At 64.5% G+C, this 16859-nt stretch carries 15 protein-coding genes; 8 read left to right on the top strand and 7 right to left on the bottom strand.

Going from position 1 to position 16859, the window contains the following annotated elements; genetic code table 11:
• Positions 1 to 298: 298 nt before the first annotated feature.
• Positions 299 to 1240 carry a glutathione synthase gene (gene gshB / locus FJ954_RS02340; protein WP_015314678.1) on the bottom strand — a complete coding sequence of 314 codons (942 nt, stop codon included), beginning with the start codon at positions 1238 to 1240 and terminating at the stop codon, positions 299 to 301.
• A gap of 219 nt (positions 1241 to 1459) precedes the next feature.
• Here gshB and FJ954_RS02335 point away from each other — a divergent pair, with 219 nt between their 5' ends.
• The 8 genes from FJ954_RS02335 (at position 1460) to FJ954_RS02300 (ending at position 11086) form a co-directional block, all read left to right on the top strand.
• On the top strand, positions 1460 to 2695 hold the full coding sequence (locus FJ954_RS02335) for a glycosyltransferase family 2 protein (protein ID WP_140660291.1): 1236 nt from the start codon (positions 1460 to 1462) through the stop codon (positions 2693 to 2695).
• Positions 2692 to 4923 carry a GtrA family protein gene (locus FJ954_RS02330; protein ID WP_140660290.1) on the top strand — a complete coding sequence of 744 codons (2232 nt, stop codon included), beginning with the start codon at positions 2692 to 2694 and terminating at the stop codon, positions 4921 to 4923. Before FJ954_RS02335 ends, FJ954_RS02330 begins: the two co-directional genes overlap by 4 nt.
• 208 nt (positions 4924 to 5131) lie before the next feature.
• Positions 5132 to 6481, top strand: a complete 1350-nt coding sequence (locus tag FJ954_RS02325) for an EAL domain-containing protein (protein ID WP_140660289.1) — start codon at positions 5132 to 5134, stop codon at positions 6479 to 6481.
• A 168-nt stretch (positions 6482 to 6649) separates the two neighbouring features.
• A complete protein-coding gene (locus FJ954_RS02320; RefSeq protein ID WP_140660288.1) occupies positions 6650 to 7417 on the top strand; it encodes an SDR family oxidoreductase in 768 nt (255 codons plus the stop codon).
• A complete protein-coding gene (locus tag FJ954_RS02315; protein ID WP_140660287.1) occupies positions 7414 to 8373 on the top strand; it encodes a 2-dehydro-3-deoxygalactonokinase in 960 nt (319 codons plus the stop codon). The genes FJ954_RS02320 and FJ954_RS02315 overlap by 4 nt, the downstream gene beginning before the upstream one ends.
• Positions 8370 to 9008: a 2-dehydro-3-deoxy-6-phosphogalactonate aldolase gene (locus tag FJ954_RS02310; protein ID WP_140660286.1), complete on the top strand. Its 639-nt coding sequence runs from the start codon at positions 8370 to 8372 to the stop codon at positions 9006 to 9008. The genes FJ954_RS02315 and FJ954_RS02310 overlap by 4 nt, the downstream gene beginning before the upstream one ends.
• Entirely contained in the window at positions 9008 to 9889 is an 882-nt protein-coding gene (locus FJ954_RS02305; RefSeq protein ID WP_140619798.1) for an SMP-30/gluconolactonase/LRE family protein, read from the top strand. The genes FJ954_RS02310 and FJ954_RS02305 overlap by 1 nt, the downstream gene beginning before the upstream one ends.
• Positions 9890 to 10027: 138 nt before the next feature.
• Positions 10028 to 11086: a D-alanine:D-lactate ligase-like protein gene (locus tag FJ954_RS02300; protein ID WP_140660285.1), complete on the top strand. Its 1059-nt coding sequence runs from the start codon at positions 10028 to 10030 to the stop codon at positions 11084 to 11086.
• On the opposite strand, the gene FJ954_RS02295 is transcribed toward FJ954_RS02300, so the two are convergent.
• From FJ954_RS02295 to dnaK, 6 genes are all read right to left on the bottom strand, one after another.
• Positions 11083 to 11370 carry a DUF1330 domain-containing protein gene (locus FJ954_RS02295; RefSeq protein WP_023781950.1) on the bottom strand — a complete coding sequence of 96 codons (288 nt, stop codon included), beginning with the start codon at positions 11368 to 11370 and terminating at the stop codon, positions 11083 to 11085. The two genes, FJ954_RS02300 and FJ954_RS02295, sit on opposite strands and share 4 nt — an antisense overlap.
• 16 nt (positions 11371 to 11386) lie before the next feature.
• Positions 11387 to 12070 carry an orotidine-5'-phosphate decarboxylase gene (gene pyrF / locus FJ954_RS02290; RefSeq protein WP_181177742.1) on the bottom strand — a complete coding sequence of 228 codons (684 nt, stop codon included), beginning with the start codon at positions 12068 to 12070 and terminating at the stop codon, positions 11387 to 11389.
• A gap of 26 nt (positions 12071 to 12096) precedes the next feature.
• On the bottom strand, positions 12097 to 12693 hold the full coding sequence (locus FJ954_RS02285; RefSeq protein ID WP_140660284.1) for an NADPH-dependent FMN reductase: 597 nt from the start codon (positions 12691 to 12693) through the stop codon (positions 12097 to 12099).
• A 174-nt stretch (positions 12694 to 12867) separates the two neighbouring features.
• Complete coding sequence (gene pmtA, locus FJ954_RS02280) at positions 12868 to 13473, bottom strand: phospholipid N-methyltransferase PmtA (RefSeq protein WP_140619794.1); 606 nt, start codon at positions 13471 to 13473, stop codon at positions 12868 to 12870.
• A 104-nt stretch (positions 13474 to 13577) separates the two neighbouring features.
• The gene (gene dnaJ, locus FJ954_RS02275; RefSeq protein ID WP_015314665.1) at positions 13578 to 14705 is read right to left on the bottom strand and encodes a molecular chaperone DnaJ; all 1128 of its coding nucleotides are present in this window, start codon (positions 14703 to 14705) and stop codon (positions 13578 to 13580) included.
• 222 nt (positions 14706 to 14927) lie between these two features.
• Positions 14928 to 16844: a molecular chaperone DnaK gene (gene dnaK, locus FJ954_RS02270; RefSeq protein ID WP_140619792.1), complete on the bottom strand. Its 1917-nt coding sequence runs from the start codon at positions 16842 to 16844 to the stop codon at positions 14928 to 14930.
• Positions 16845 to 16859 lie beyond the last annotated feature (15 nt).

The raw sequence follows: 16859 nt of genomic DNA, 5'->3' as shown, positions 1-16859 counted from the left end.
CGCAAGACAACCACAGATTTCAGCCCAGGGCAAGAACATTACAGGAACAAGTGAGGTGAGCGCATGGAGCGACTACTGGCTGGTGCATTCCGAAAGCCCCCGCAACACGCCTAAGATCAAGCTGTTCCGAGATTGGGTCCCAGACGGCTGACGTCAGGGAGAGCGCGAACAGCGCCGGCTTTGAGGCGCCACCCTTGATCAAATCGGGAACATTGGCGCAACCGGTAGCCGCCCAGGTTGCGCGCCGGTTGTGCCCGGCTGCAAAAGCGGAACATGGTTAACACAAACTGAAAACAAATTATGTCCGCTTCCCCTCCACCGCGTCCCAGAACAGGCTGGCGATGTCGGCGCCGCCGAAACGCTTGACCTCGCGCACGCCGGTCGGCGAGGTGACGTTGATCTCGGTCATGTAGTCGCCGATGACGTCGATGCCGACCAGGATGAAGCCGCGCTCTTTCAGCGACGGCCCGATGCGGGCACAGATTTCGCGCTCGCGTGTCGTCAACTCGGTCTTCTCGGCGCGGCCGCCGACATGCATGTTGGAGCGGGAGTCGTGCTCGGCCGGCACCCGGTTGATGGCGCCGACCGGCTCGCCGTCGATCAGAATGATGCGTTTGTCGCCCTTGCGCACATCCTTCAGGTAACGCTGCACGATATAGGGCTCGCGAAACATCTGGCCGAACATTTCGAGCAGCGAGGCGAGATTGCGGTCGGCTTCCAGCATGTGGAAGATGCCGGCGCCGCCATTGCCGTAGAGCGGCTTGACGATGATGTCGCCGAATTCCTTGCGGAAGGCGGCGACTTCGAGCGGATCCTTGGTGATCAGCGTGTCCGGCATCAGGTCAGGGAACTCGGTGACGAAAATCTTTTCCGGGCTGTTGCGCACCCAGGCCGGGTCGTTGACGACCAGCGTCTTTGGATGGATGCGCTCGAGGATGTGGGTCGTGGTGATGTAGTTCATGTCGAAGGGCGGGTCCTGGCGCAGCAGGACGACGTCCATTTCGGACAAGTCGGTGCGCACCTTTTCGCCCAGCGAATAGTGGCTGCCCTTTTCGTCGCGCACCGTCATCTCCTCGACGCGGGCAAACACCTTGCCGTCGCGCATCGACAGCCGGTCGGGCGTGTAGTGGAACAGCTGGTGACCGCGCCGCTGCGCCTCCAGCGACAGGGCGAACGAGGTGTCGCCGGCGATCGACACGGTGGAGACATGGTCCATCTGGACGGCGATTTTCAACTTCATGGCAGGTCCCCAGCATAGTCGACGCAAGCGATATAAGCGTCGCGGCGCGTTCTGCCAATCGCGACCTTTTGAACATTGGGATCAGCAAGGCGCGCCTGCCGGTTGCAGACAAGACGAGGACTGACATCATCGCTTTCTTAAGCCTTGCCGTGCGACGGTAAGCTCCGAATGCAGCCGGCCGACCTGACGCAGCGCCGGGCACCCGATGGAACGACGATCATGAACGCGCTCACTGCCGTCCGCGCAGCCTCAACCCAGCAGCTCGAACTCACCATCCTGATGCCATGCCTCAACGAGGCCGAGACGCTCGCCGTCTGCATCGGCAAGGCCAAGGCCTTTCTCGACCAATCCGGCATAGCGGGCGAGGTGCTGATCGCAGACAATGGCAGCACCGACGGCTCGCGGGAGATCGCAGCGCAAGGCGGTGCTCGTGTCGTCCCGGTGGCGCAGAAGGGCTATGGCGCGGCCCTTCTGGGCGGCATCGCTGCCGCCAGGGGACGCTTCATCATCATGGGCGATGCCGATGACAGCTATGATTTCGGTGCACTGGAGGCATTCGTGGCGCGGCTGCGCGGCGGCGCCGACCTGGTCATGGGCAACCGCTTCCACGGCGGCATAGAGGCTGGCGCCATGCCGGCTCTGCATCGCTATCTCGGCAATCCGGTGCTGAGCTTCGTCGGCCGCCTGTTCTTCCGCATCAAGACCGGCGACTTCCACTGCGGCCTGCGCGGCTTCAACGCCGGCAGCATCAGGAAGCTCGATCTGCAGACCACCGGGATGGAATTCGCCAGCGAAATGGTGGTGCGCAGCGCGCTTGCCGGGCTGCGCATCGAGGAAGTGCCGACCACGCTCAAGCCCGACGGCCGCAGCAGGCCGCCGCATCTCAGGACCTGGCGCGACGGCTGGCGGCATCTCAAATTCCTGCTGGTCTACAATCCGCGCTGGATGTTCTTCATTCCAGGGGCGGTGCTTTCCGGCCTCGGCACGCTGTTCGCGGCGCTGCTGGTGTTCGGCCCCTTGCGGGTGGTCGACAATCTTTCGCTCGATCTCAACACCTTCGTCGCCGCCTGTTTCATGATCGTCACCGGCATCCAGCTCATCACCTTCGGTGCCATTTCGCGATACTACGCCGAAATTACCGGCATCCTGCCGCCAAGCCGCGGGTCGGACTGGCTGACCAGGACCATCAGCACCGACCGTCTCGCCGCCAATGCCGGCATCTGCTTTGCCGCCGGCTTCCTGTTCTGCCTCTATGCCGTGGCGCGCTGGGCCCATCTCGGCTTCGGTCCGCTGAACGATTCCGAAATTCCGCGCATCGTCGTGCTGGGCTTGAGCCTGATCGTCATTTCGTTCCAGGTCTTCTTTTCGGCATTCCTGCTCGGTGTGCTGGAGATACCTGTCAAGCGGCTGAAGGCCGGGCTGTCGCGGGAAACGACGGCACGCGAGCAACAATGACCGACGTGCTGCCGGCGCTTGTCCAGGCGCGCCCGTTCCGCTTCGTGGTGGTGGGCATCGGTGCGGCGGGATTGTTTTTCACGCTCTCCTGGCTGCTGGTTTCGCTGGGCGTTCCGCCGTTCGCCGGTAGTGCCATGGCTTATGCGACGGCGTTCGTCATTGCCTATCGGGCGCAACGGGGCTGGACGTTCGGTGCGGAACACGATCACAAGGTCGCATTCCCGCGCTATCTTACCCTGCAAGCCGGATGCGCCGCTTTTGCCGGCCTCGTCTCGCAGGTGGCGGTAACGCATTTCGGCCTGTCGCCCGTCGCGATGTCGGCGCTGACGATGGTCGTGACAAGCACCATCAGTTATCTGGTCTCGAGGCTTTGGGTGTTTCCGGCGCGCGGCCACAGCTATCCCGGGAAAATGACCGCTGGCCATGCCGCGATGCCTTCCAAGGAAACCGCCCGTCCCTCCTGGCGGGCGGACATGCTGGCGGCGCTGCTCGCGGCCCTGGTGCCGCTCACGGTCTATGCCGTGACCGGATTTCCGCAACTGGCCAACCCGGCGGGCGACAATGACAGCCTGCTGCAACTGGTCGAGGTCCGCGATCTTCTGGCCGGCCAGGGCTGGTTCGACCTGCACCAGTACAGGATGGGACTGGACGGCGGCTTCGTCATGCATTGGTCGCGGCTGCTCGACGCGCCACTGGCCCTTGGCGTCCTTGCCGTATCGGCCCTGACGGGCAACGTCGCCCTGGCTGAACAGGTCGTGCAGGTGGCCTGGCCTGCCCTGCTGTTCTGGCTGGCGGTCTTCTTCATTATCCGCGCCGCGCGCGCTTTCGCCGGCGGCCACGCTGTCCTGCCCGCCGCCGTCGTCGGTGGCGCCGCGCTCTATTACCTCGGCATTTTCTCCCCAGGTTCGCTGGATCATCACAATGTGCAGCTGATGCTGATCCTGGCGAGCCTTGCCTTGCTGCTCGAGGCTCCCTTGCTGCGGCCGGCCGCCTTGCTTTCGGGCATCTGCGCCACGCTGAGCGTGGCCATCGGCATGGAAAGCGCTCCCTACGCCGGAACCCTTGGCGCCGCTGTCGCGCTGCTGTTCCTTGGCAATGGTGCTCGGGAAAGGCTGACCGCGAGGGACTTTGGCCTGGGCGTCGCCGCTGTTTCGGCTCTCGTCTTCGTCGCCACCGTCCCGGCATCCGCATGGACCCAGGCACAGTGCGACACATTTTCGATTGTGCAGTTCGCCGTCGCCGGACTTGCCGGCGCGGGGCTGGCGGCCATCGCCTCGTGGAAGGCCGCCAGTGCCACCGTCGCCGGCCGCCTGGCCTCGCTCGGCCTGCTTGGGCTAGCTCTTGCGGCTGTGGTTGTATTCCTGTTCCCGCAATGCCTGGCCTCGCCCTATGCCAACCTCGATCCGCGCCTGAAGGAGATGTGGCTCAGCCATATCGACGAGGCGCAGCCGCTGTTCCAGATCGTCACCAATGATCCGGCCAGAGCGGTGGCACGGTTTGCCACGCCGTTGGTGGCCATCATCCTGATGGCGCTCCGCGTCGGCCATGGCTGGCGTCGGCAGGACAGCCTTGTCGGCTCGCTGCTGGTTATGGCGTTCCTGGTCAGCGCCTGGGAAGTTCGCGGCTCGACCTTCTCCATCGCCTTCGCGGTGATCCCGCTTGCGGTATGGATCGCCTGCTGGCGGCAGCGTGCGCAAACCAGTCCGTCCAACAGCGCCGCACTCAGGATGGCCGCGGCCTGGCTGATATCGGTAAATGCAATCTGGGCAGGCGCTGCCGGGGCGGCGTCGAGCGCTTTCCAAACCGACGCGGCTGCCACCGGTGCCAAGGCCGCAGACACGGCTTGCCTCGGCAAGGCATCGTTCGCGGCGCTCGGCCGGATGCCGGCCACAACCGTGCTTTCGCTCTCGAATCTTGGCTCGCCGATACTGGACTTTACCGGTCACCGCGTGCTGGCCGGACTCTACCACCGCAACGTCGCCGGAAATCTGGTCGCGCTCGATGCCTTGCTGGGCTCGGATGCCGACGCCAGAACCGTTGTCGAAAGGCATCATGTCGGCCTTGTCGCACTCTGCCGTGGCAATGCGGAAAGCCGCCTGCTCATGGCCAGGGCACCGGACGGTTTCCTGGCCAGGTTGATGAGCGGGGACGTGCCGGTCTGGCTGGAGCCGGTGGCGGAGACCAAGGGAAGACCCCTGGAACTGTATCGCGTCAAGCCAAACGGCTGAAAATCCAAGCGCTTGACGGATCCTATAGCCGGCTTCACGAAGCTATCCGGCTTCCTGTTTGGGCACGGCTCACGGCGAAAGCCGGACCCCTTTTCGGGATCATGCTCCGGCCACAAAAATCGGTCAGTGGGATACGTTTCCTAAAGGGTTTGCTGCCAGTCTGGAAAATAAATTCCGACGACAAAAGCAGGGACGAACAGGGACACCGATGCAAACTCCGTTTGGCACCGGTCAGGCAAACAGGGAAAGCACGGATCTGGCGTTCACCGATCCGTTGACCGGGCTTGGCAATCATCGCCGCTTCTTCGACAAGGTCGATCGCCTGATCAGCGACCGTTCCGACGATCCCGCGCCCTTCACGGTCGGCATTCTCGACCTCGATGGTTTCAAGCCGATCAACGACCTGTTCGGCCACAAGGCCGGCGACGACATCCTGATCCAGGTCGCGATGCGGCTGCGCGCCTCGATGGACGGCCATTCGACGGTCTGCCGCATCGGCGCCGACGAATTCGCCTTCCTCTACCCGCTGTTGTTCTCGGAGGAGGCGGCGGCGGAAAAATCCCGCATGCTGATCGAGATCCTGTCGGCGCCCTACGATGTCGGCGAACGCACCGCCAGGCTCTCGGCCTCGGTCGGCTGCTCATTGTTCTATTCCGGCGACGAGACCACCGAGATACTCATCAACAAGGCCGAAACGGCGCTCTACCATGCCAAGCGTTCCGGCCGCGGCCGCGTCGTCGTCTACACCCGCGAGATGGAGGAGGCCGCCAAGCGCGTCACCCGCATCGAACAGGCGCTGCGCCGCGCCGTCTCGGCCGGCGAGGTGGAGCCGCATTTCCAGCCGATCGTCGATCTCACCACGCGCCGCACCATCGGCTTCGAGACGCTGGCGCGCTGGACAGACCGCGACCTCGGCTCGGTGCCGCCGACCGTCTTCATCCCCATCGCCGAGGAGCGCGGCATTATCGGCCCGTTGTCGCAGCTTGTGCTGCGTAAGGCCACGGAGGCCGCCAGGAGCTGGCCGAAAGACCTGTTCCTGTCCTTCAACCTGTCGCCCTCGCAGCTCGTCGACCAGAACACCGGCCTGCACATACTGGCGATCCTCGACCGTACCGGCTTCGACCCGCGCCGGCTGGAGATCGAGATCACCGAGACCGGCCTGATGAACGACCCGGCCTCGGCCGCGCAGATCGTCGAGGATCTGCGCCGCGTCGGCATCCGTGTCTCGCTCGACGATTTCGGCACCGGCCAGTCCTCGCTCGGCCGCCTGCGCGAATTCCATTTCGACAAGCTCAAGATCGACCGCGCCTTCGTCTCCTCCATTCTCGACGACCGGCCGTCCGAACACATCATCCGCGCCATCCTCGCCATGTGCGAAGGGCTTGGCATGGACGTGGTCGCCGAAGGCATCGAAGAGGAGGCGCAGGCCGATCGCCTGGTCCAGTTCGGTTGCGCCGGCGGGCAGGGCTATCTGTTCGGCAAGCCGGCCGATGCCGACGCGACATTGGGCTACCTCCGTGATTCCTTCCGTGGCGCCTTGCGCGCCAAGGCGATCTGAGCGGCGGGTTTCGGCCCTGCCCGCGATGCGGCGATGCCGCTTGGCGGGTCGCGCAGGGGCGCGATCGCCTTTTTGTCAGACATAAGCCCCGAAATCGGTCTTTTCGCCCTTGCCCGCCGGACGTGTCTGGCTAGGATGCGCGCCGGTTGACCCGGGAGACGAAAAATCATGATGCCATCGGCGCGTTTTGTCGACCTCGAAGGCGCTTCGGTGCTGATCACCGGCGGCGGCTCCGGCATCGGCGCGGCATTGACCGAAGGGTTCATGCGCCAGGGCGCCAAGGTCGCCTTCATCGACATCGCCGACAAGCCCAGCATCGCACTCGCCGACCGTATCGAGGAAGAGCTCGGCCGTCGGCCGCTCTATCTCAGGACCGATCTGCGCGATATCGAAGCACTGCGGGCGTCCGCCGCGAAGGCGGCCGAAGCGCATGGCGACGTCACCGTGCTGGTCAACAACGCCGCCTGGGACGAACGCCACGCCGTCGAAGACGTGACGGTGGAGTTCTGGGACAATAACCAGGCGATCAACCTGCGGCCGCATTTCTTCACCGCGCAGGCGGTGGCGCCGGGCATGAAGCGCGCCGGCGGCGGCTCAATCATCAATTTCACCTCGACGTCCTATCTGATCAATCATCCCGACCTGCCGGCCTACACCGCCGCCAAGGCCGGCATCCTCGGCCTCACCAAGGGGTTGGCCGGCAAGCTCGGGCCCGACCGCATCCGCGTCAACGCCGTCGCGCCCGGCTGGGTGATCACCGAGCGGCAGCAGCAGCGCTGGGTCACCGAACAGGCGCTTGCCGCCCATGTCGCCAAGCAGTGCATCAGGGACGTCATGCGGCCGGACGACATGGTCGGCACGGTGCTGTTCCTGGCCTCGGATGCCTCGCGCATGCTGACCGCGCAGATGCTGATCGTCGATGGAGGTTTCCTGTGAGCCCGGGGTTTGCCAGCAGCGTGCCGGCAGTCGCGGCGCTCGATTGGGGCACGACCCGGCTTCGGGCCTGGCTGATCGATGGCGGCGGCAAGGTGCTTGCCGAGCGGCGCGGCGACGATGGCCTGATCACCGCGCGCGAAAAGGGCTTCGCCAACGTTCTGGAGGGCCATCTGGCAGCGATGGGCGCGCCGGAGGAATTGCCAGTCATCATCTGCGGCATGGCCGGCTCCCGCCAGGGCTGGCTGGAGGCGCCCTATGTCGGCGTTCCGTCGCCGCTCGGTGCCATTCTCGGCGGCGCCGCTAGGGTGCCCGGGCAGAAGCGCGACATCCGCATCATTCCCGGCCTTGCCCAGCGCCTGGCCGACGCGCCCGATGTCATGCGCGGCGAGGAGACGCAGCTTGCCGGCGCCGGCCTGCCCGCCAGGGGCCGCGAACTGGTCTGCATGCCCGGCACGCATTCGAAATGGGTGCTGGTGGAGGACGGCGCCGTCGCCGGCTTCGGCACCTGGCCGACGGGCGAGCTGTTTTCCGTGCTTGCCGCGCACTCGATCCTGCGCCATTCGCTGGGTGAACATCCAAGCCCGGTTGCTCCAGACAATCCGTTCTTCCGCCACTGGTGCGAAACAGCGCTAGGCGATGGCGGTGACGTCACCTCTCGGCTGTTTGCCATCCGCGCCGCCGGCCTGCTCCAGGACCTCGAGGCCGATGATGCCGCCGCCTGCCTGTCCGGCCTGCTGATCGGCGGCGAGATCGCATCGGCCCGGCGCCGGCATGGCGCCGGCGCGACATCGGTCGTGCTGATTGCCTCGGGCGCGCTGGCCGGGCTCTACCAGGCCGCCCTCGGCCTTGCCGGGCTTGGTGTGCGGACAGTCGACGCGGACGAGGCTGTACGCGCCGGTCTCATCGAGGCCGCGCGGGAGAATGGCATGATTGCCAGAAGTGGAGCCGCCATATGACCGAGACCGCACCCTTTCCAAAACTTAAGCGCGGTCTGGTCGCCATCCTGCGCGGCCTCAAGGCAAGCGAGGCGATCGCCATCGGCCAGGCGGTGTTCGATGCCGGCATTGAGGCTATCGAGGTGCCGCTCAATTCGCCCCAGCCGTTTTCGTCGATCGCCAGGCTTGTTCAAGTGCTGCCGAAGACAGCTTTGGTCGGCGCCGGCACGGTGCTGACCGCGGCCGACGTCGATAGTCTTCACGCGGCCGGCGGACGACTGCTGGTCAGCCCCAACATCGATGCCGAGGTGATGGGCCGCGCCGCGCACTACGGCATGGTCACCATGCCCGGCGTGTTCACCCCCACCGAGGCCTTCCAGGCGATCCGGCTCGGCGCCTCGGCGCTGAAATTCTTCCCCGCCAGCGTGCTCGGCGCATCGGGCATTTCCGCGATCCGGGCCGTGCTGCCGGCGCAGACTCTGGTCGGCGCGGTCGGTGGCGTTTCGGAAAAGGACTTTGCCGGCTACAAGGCGGTTGGCGTGACGGTCTTCGGGCTCGGCTCCAGCCTGTTCAAGCCAGGCATGAGCGTCGATGATGTGGCGGCGCGCGCCTACGCAGCCGTCGCTGCCTGGGATGCGGTATTCGGAGAAGCATGATGAGTGAACCGATCGTTTCCGTCTTTTCCGATCATGTCTGCCAACTCGGCGAAGGGCCAAGTTACGATCCCGGCACGGATGCGCTATTCTGGTTCGACATCGTCAACAGCCAGCTCCTGGAAAAGCCCTTGGCAGGCGGCGCGCTGAAAATCCACGAGCTTGGCCAGATGGCAAGCGCGATCGCCATCATCGATGACAAGCGACAGCTGATCGCCACCGAAACCGGGCTTTTTGTCCGCGACGTCGCCACCGGCGGAATGACGCTGCACACCGCCATCGAGGCCGACAACCCGGTCACCCGTTCCAACGATTCCCGCGTCCATCCCTGCGGTGCCTTGTGGGTCGGTACCATGGGCAAGGGCGAGGAGAAGGGCGCGGGCTCGATCTACTGGTTTTTCAAAGGCGAACTGCGCCGCCTGTTTTCGGATATCACCGTCTCGAACTCGATCTGCTTTTCATCAGACGGCACGCTTGCTTACTACACCGACACCTCGACCGGATTGCTGATGCGCGTTGCCTGCGATCCGGCGACCGGCCTGCCCGTCGGCGAGCCGAAGATCTTCGTCGATCACCGCTCGGCCAAGGGCTATATCGACGGTTCGGTGCTCGACCGCGACGGCATCCTGTGGAACGCCGTCTGGGGTGGCAGCGTCATCGAGGCCTATGGGCCGGACGGCGAGCTCGTCCGCACGGTCGCCATGCCGGTGACGCAGCCATCCTGCCCGGCCTTCGTCGGCAGGAATGCCGATCGGCTGGCCGTGACCTCGGCCTGGTCGGGCAAGAACGAAAAGCAGCGTCTGCTCGACCTGCAGGGCGGCATGACCTTCCTGCTCGACATTCCTGTCAATGGCCGCCTGGAACCGCGCGTGCTGATCGCCTGACATCGCCGGACGCGGACCCGGGCTACGGTCGCAATCCTGGCGCTGTCACACAGGCGCCCGGGGCGCGTCGATTTCGCGAAAGCCGATTGTGCGGACCGTGCGATGGTAGGTCATCGCACCGTCGGGAACCGCCACATCATGCCAACGCACAAGCCGAAACTGGTCCTTGTCCACGAGCCTGAAAAGGCTTGTTTCGACCGCTTGCTCGCCGACGGTCATGCATCGCGGCGTGCCGCCGAAATCTCGTCCTATCTGGCGCAGTCGACCGATCTCGCTCTCGAATTCGATGCGCTGGCCGCCGCCTGCGAGGCGCGCGGCCTGTCCTTTGCGCCGGTGGTGCTCGACGATGCGGCCAAGGTGCTCGACGGGGAGGATCCGCGAAGCGCGCTGGTCTGGACGCTGACCGACGGCGTCGCCTATTTCCGTGGCGGCGCGGCACCCGCTTTGGCAAGACTGAGCGGTTTCAACACCATCGGCGCCGACGATTCGCTGTTCGCGCTCTGCCAGGACAAGTTCCGCTCCGGCGCCGTGCTTGGCGCGCTCGACCTGCCGGTGCCGCAGGCCGGTCTCGCGCGGGATGGCAAATGGCTGGTCGAGGCGCCGGCCTCCGCCGCCGGCTGGTTCGTCAAGCCCAACCGCCTCGGCGCCAAGATCGGCATCTGGCCGGATTCGCGCGTAACCGATCTCGCTCACGCGCTGGAGCTTAGCCGGCGTGTTTTCGCCTGTTATCGCGACGATGTCGTCGTCCAGCCCTATGTCGCCGGCCGCAACGTCCGCGCCAGCTTCCTTGGGCTGATGCCGGATACCGGGGTCGAAGCGCTCGGCGTCGCCTTTGTCGAGTCGGGAGGTGATTTCCAGACCATGGAAGACAGTTTGGCGCTCTATGGCGAGACCGGCGAGGCGGCGAAGGCTGCCGGGCAATACGCCGAACCCGAACTCGCTGCGGTCGCGGACAGCCAGCCGGTGGCCGATGCGAGGATCAGGGGGATCGCCGAACGGCTGATCACCGGGCTCGGCCTGCGCGATGTGTTTTCCATGGACCTGCGCGTCGAGGCCGACGACACGGTTCACCTGATCGAATTCGAGGTCTGTCCCGGCCTGCCCTGCTTCGACTTCCGCGCCTATTGCCGCCAGCAATGGGGGTTGAGCTTGGCCGACGCGATGGCTGAAACCGCGGCGAACAGGCTTTTGCGCTAGATACCCTCGACCAAGACGATCTCGCCGTCGGCGACCTTCTGGCGGATGGCCACCGCGCGCTGATATTCCGGCGAGTGGTAGCAGTCATGCGCGGCGGCGAGCGATTCGAACTCGATGAGCACATTGCGCGCCCGCCCTGGGCCCTCGGCTTTCTCATGCTCGCCGCCGCGGGCCAGGAATTTCGCGCCGAAGCGCTCGAAAGCTGGTTTTGCCGCCGCGACGTAATCCTTGTAGCCTTCGGCGTCGCGCACATCGACGCGGGCGATCCAGTATCCCTTCGGCATTGTTCTCTCCCTTATTCTACGCGGAGCGCATTTCGTCGAGGATCGCCTGCGCTGCCGCGCGGCGGTCGTTTGCCGCGATGATCGGGCGGCCCACCACAAGATGGCTGGCGCCGTTGCGGACCGCTTGCGCCGGCGTCACCACGCGCTTCTGGTCGCCATGGTCGCTGCCGGGCGGCCGGATGCCCGGCGTCACCACCGCCATGTCAGGGCCGACGATGCGGCGCACCGCTTCGGCTTCCGCGGCCGAGCAGACGATGCCGCCCATGCCGGCATGCAGAGCCTGTTCGGACCGCCGCAGCACCAGCGTGTGCGGGTCGTATTCATAGCCGACATCGATCATGTCCTGCTCGTCCATCGAGGTCAGCACGCTGACGGCGAGCAGGCAAAGCTCGCTGCCGCGCGCGGCCTCCACCGCCGCCTGCATCGCCTTGGGATAGGCGTGGATGGTCAGCATGGTCATACCCATCCTGACGATGTTCTCGACGCCCTTGGCCACCGTGTGGTCGATGTCGAGCAGCTTCATGTCGAGGAAGATTTTCGTTCCGCCGCTGGCCAGCTCCCTGGCGAAGTCGAGGCCGCCGGCAAAAGCCAGCTGATAGCCGATCTTGTAGAAGGAGACGACGCCGTCGAGCTCGCGCACCGCCTGCTCGGCCTCTTTCACGGTCGGCACGTCGAGGCCGACGATCAATCGCTCCTGCATGGAATGAGGCTGCAGGGGTGCGGCGGTCACGCCTCGACCCTGGTCGACAGCATGCGCGAGGTTTCGATCAGCGTGCGGCATAGGTGCTCCATCGATTTGTGCAGTCTTTCGTCACGGAAATGGCCGTCCCCGTCGAAGGCGTCGCCACCCTCCGGCACCGAGCATTCCGGTGTCACCACTTCCATCTGGCAGCGCACCAGCACGGCACGCAAATGGTTGATGCAGCGGATGCCGGCGAAGTGCCCGTTGGAGGACGAGCAGAGGCCGGCGACCTTGCCGGCAAGCGGCCTGACCGACCGGCCGCCATCCCGTCGCACCCGGCTCACCCAGTCGATCGTGTTCTTGAGCAGCGGCGGGATCGAACCGTTATATTCGGGCGTGGCGATCAGCAGCCCGTCATGGGCTGATATCAGCCGCGCCAGCCTCTGGGCGTTTTCAGGAACGCCGTTTTCCTTTTCCAGGTCCTCGTCGAGGATCGGCAAGGGGTAATCGGCGAGCGAAATACGGGTCACCTCGGCACCTTGCACCGCAAGTTCCTTCTGCGCCAGGTCGGCGGTCCTGCCGCTATAGGCGCCGCTGCGCACCGAGCCGGCGAAGACGAGGATTTTCGGGATCACTGCCATTGGCCACCCTTGTTCTGGGACACGTACAGCCAAGGTTCGATCAAATCAACGGCTGGATGGGGGGAAAGGCAGTAGGGCAGTAGGGCAGTAGGGCAGTAGGGCAGTAGGGCAGTAGGGCAGTAGGAATGGTTCCCTGGCCAATCTTTTCCCCCTACTCCCCTACTGCCTTCTCTTCTAATGCGCCTCGCGCCGGTAGATCCACAGCTGCGTCGGCGGGATGTTGCGGAAGATGAAGTCGAAATGCTTCACCGTGTAGTCGCCGCGGCCGGCCGGGATCGGCGACATCGGACCATAGGTCAGCTGCACGATCGGCCTTCCGACCGGAATGCGGTCGAGCAGGCTCTCGATATAGGCGATGCGCTGGGCGACCGGGAAATTGAGCAGCGGCACGCCGGAAACGACGCTGTCGAAGATCATCCCGCTCCTCTCGCCAAGCGTGGCGTTGAGGTTGAAGGCATCGCCCTCGATGACGTTGACGCCGGGGTAGAGCTGGCGCAGGTGGCGCACGAAATCGGTGGAATATTCGATCGCGTAGAGGTTTTCGGGCCGCACGCCCTGGGCGAGGATGGCGCGGGTGATGACACCGGTGCCGGGGCCGACCTCGAGCACCGGCAGGCCGGACTTGGGATTGACGATCGAGGCCATCTTGCGCGCGGTGATCGAGCTGGTCGGAACGATCGAGCCGACCGTCTTCGGCTTGTCGATCCAGCCCTTGAAGAATTTGAGTTCATCGTCGAACTTCTCGGCAAACGCCTTCCGCAGTCCGTGACCACGTGCCATGCAAGCTCTCCTCAGCGCGCCCCTTGAAACTACTTAACATCTGGATGACGCAAGGCAAGGCGCGGCCTTGCCTATGGCGTGGATAAGATAGTTTTCGTCGCGTCTCAACGCTCGCCGAAAGACTCGAAAAAGTCCTTCATGCGGGCGAAAAAGCCGCTCGATTGGGGCGAATTGTCCTGCGAGGAAAGCTGTTCGAACTCTTCCAGCAATTCGCGCTGGCGACGCGACAGGTTCTGCGGCGTCTCGACCGCGGTCTGGATGTAGAGGTCGCCGACATTGGGCTGGCGCAGCACCGGCATGCCCTTGCCCTTGAGCCTGAACTGGCGTCCGTTCTGCGTACCTTCGGTCACCTTCACCTTGGTCTGCGTGCCGTCGAGCGTCGTCACCTCGAAGGAGCCGCCAAGGGCAGCGGTGGTCATCGAGATCGGCACCTTGCAATAAAGATCGGCGCCGTCGCGCTGGAAGAATTCGTGCGGCTTGACCGCCAGAAAGATATAGAGGTCGCCCGATGGCCCGCCGCGCAGCCCGGCCTCACCCTCATTGGCCAAGCGGATGCGGGTACCGTCCTCGATGCCGGCCGGGATGTTGACCGACAGCGAACGCTCCTCGGTGACACGGCCCTGGCCGGCGCATTTCGGGCAAGGATCCTTGATTGTCTGGCCGCGGCCCTGGCATTGCGGGCAGGTCCGCTCGATCGAGAAAAACCCTTGCGTGGCGCGCACCTTGCCGTGGCCGTTGCACATCGAGCAGGTGACCGGCTGGGTGCCCGGCTTGGCGCCGCTGCCGGAGCATTCCGTGCAGGAGATCGAAGCCGGCACGCGGATTTGCGCGGTCTTTCCCGCGAAGGCTTCCTCCAGCGAGATTTCCATGTTGTAGCGCAGGTCTGCGCCGCGCTCGCGGCCACCGGAAGAGCGGCGCTGGCGGCCGCCCATCATGTCGCCGAAAATGTCCTCGAAGATGTCGGCGAAGCCGCCGGCGCCAAAGCCCTGCGCGCCATTCATCCCACCCTGCTCGAAGGCGGCATGGCCGAAACGGTCATAGGCCGCGCGCTTCTGCGGGTCCTTCAGCGTCTCGTAGGCTTCGTTGATTTCCTTGAACTTGTGCTCGCAGGAATGATCGCCGGGGTTGCGGTCGGGATGGAATTGCATGGCCAGCTTGCGAAAAGCGCTCTTGAGCTCCTTCTCGTCGGCGCCCTTCTGCACGCCCAGCGTTTCGTAGAAATCAGCTTTCATTTTTTCCCGCAGTCCGGATATTCAACGTCTTGATGCAATGTTGCGTCGGTTGCCGGCACGTTGTTTCGATTTAGGAGCGGTGCTGCCCGTATGCTAGGGCCGGCGCGAACTTGTCCGTGGTTTTCAGTGATTTTTTCGGCAGTGCTCGCACTTTTTCAGCGAGGGTTGCAAAAAAGCCCGGCCTTGCGCCGGGCTTTTCGCATTATCTTGCCGTCAAGCCGCTCAGGCCGACTTCTTCTTGTCGTCGTCTTCGTCGATTTCTTCGAAATCGGCGTCGACCACGTCAGAGTCCTTGGCGGCATCCGCCTTGGCGTCGGCTTCCGCCGCTTCCTTCTGCGAGGCCTCGTACATGGCCTGGCCAAGCTTCATGGAAGCTTCGGCAAGCACCTGGCTCTTGGCCTCGATGTCGGCCGGATCGTCGCCCTCGGCAGCGGCCTTCAGCGCCGCGATCGCGTCCGAAATCGCCGTGCGCTCGGTCTCCGAGACCTTGTCGCCATATTCCTTCAGCGACTTCTCCGACGAATGCACCAGCGCTTCGGCCTGATTGCGGGCCTCGACCACGGCGCGACGCTTCTTGTCGGTATCGGCATTGGCCTCGGCATCCTTGACCATCTTCTCGATGTCGGCGTCGGAAAGTCCACCCGACGCCTGGATGCGGATCTGGTGCTCCTTGCCGGTGCCTTTGTCCTTGGCCGAGACGTTGACGATGCCGTTGGCGTCGATGTCGAACGTGACCTCGATCTGCGGCACGCCGCGCGGCGCCGGCGGAATGCCGACCAGGTCGAACTGACCAAGCGCCTTGTTGTCGGCGGCCATTTCGCGCTCGCCCTGGAAGACGCGGATGGTCACGGCGGACTGGCTGTCTTCGGCCGTCGAGAACACCTGGCTCTTCTTGGTCGGGATCGTCGTGTTGCGCTCGATCAGCCGGGTGAACACGCCGCCCAGCGTTTCGATGCCGAGCGAAAGCGGCGTCACGTCGAGCAACAGCACGTCCTTGACGTCGCCCTGCAGCACGCCGGCCTGGATGGCGGCACCGAGTGCGACGACCTCATCCGGGTTGACGCCCTTGTGCGGCTCCTTGCCGAAGAACTGCTTCACGATCTCCTGGATCTTGGGCATGCGGGTCATGCCGCCGACCAGGACCACTTCGTCGATCTCGCCAGCCTTCAGGCCGGCATCCTTGAGCGCCGCCTTGCAGGGCTCGATGGTGCGCTGGACGAGGTCTTCGACCAGGCTTTCGAACTTGGCGCGTGTCAGCTTCAGCGTCAGGTGCTTCGGTCCGGTCGCGTCGGCGGTGATGAAGGGCAGGTTGATTTCGGTCTGCGTCGTCGACGACAGCTCGATCTTGGCCTTTTCAGCCGCCTCCTTGAGGCGCTGCAGGGCGAGCTTGTCGTTCTTCAGGTCGATGCCCTGTTCCTTCTTGAACTCGGCCGCCAGATACTCGACCAGGCGCATGTCGAAGTCCTCGCCGCCGAGGAACGTGTCGCCATTGGTCGACTTCACCTCGAACACGCCGTCGCCGATTTCGAGCACCGAAATGTCGAAGGTGCCGCCGCCAAGGTCGTAGACGGCAATGGTCTTGCCTTCCTTCTTGTCGAGGCCATAGGCGAGCGCTGCCGCTGTCGGCTCGTTGATGATGCGCAGCACTTCCAGGCCGGCGATCTTGCCGGCGTCCTTGGTGGCCTGGCGCTGGGCGTCGTTGAAATAGGCCGGAACGGTGATGACCGCCTTCTCGACCTTCTCGCCGAGATAGGCTTCCGCCGTTTCCTTCATCTTCTGCAGGATCATGGCCGAGATCTGCGAGGGCGACTGCTTCTTGCCGCCGGCCTCGACCCAGGCATCGCCATTGTCGCCCTTGACGATCTTGTAGGGGACAAGCTTCTTGTCCTTCTCCGTCACCGGATCGTCATAGCGGCGGCCGATCAGGCGCTTGACCGCGAAGATGGTGTTTTCAGGATTGGTGACCGCCTGGCGCTTGGCCGGCTGGCCAACGAGACGTTCGCCGTCGCCCGAGATGGCGACGATGGAAGGCGTCGTGCGCGCGCCTTCCGCATTCTCGATTACCTTCGGCTCCTTGCCATCCATGATGGCGATGCACGAGTTGGTGGTGCCGAGATCGATACCGATTACTTTTGCCATTTTTCTAGTCTCTCC

The organism is Mesorhizobium sp. B2-3-15 (assembly GCF_006442875.1).
Lineage (GTDB): Bacteria > Pseudomonadota > Alphaproteobacteria > Rhizobiales > Rhizobiaceae > Mesorhizobium > Mesorhizobium australicum.
This window is presented reverse-complemented; position numbering and strand designations above follow the sequence as displayed.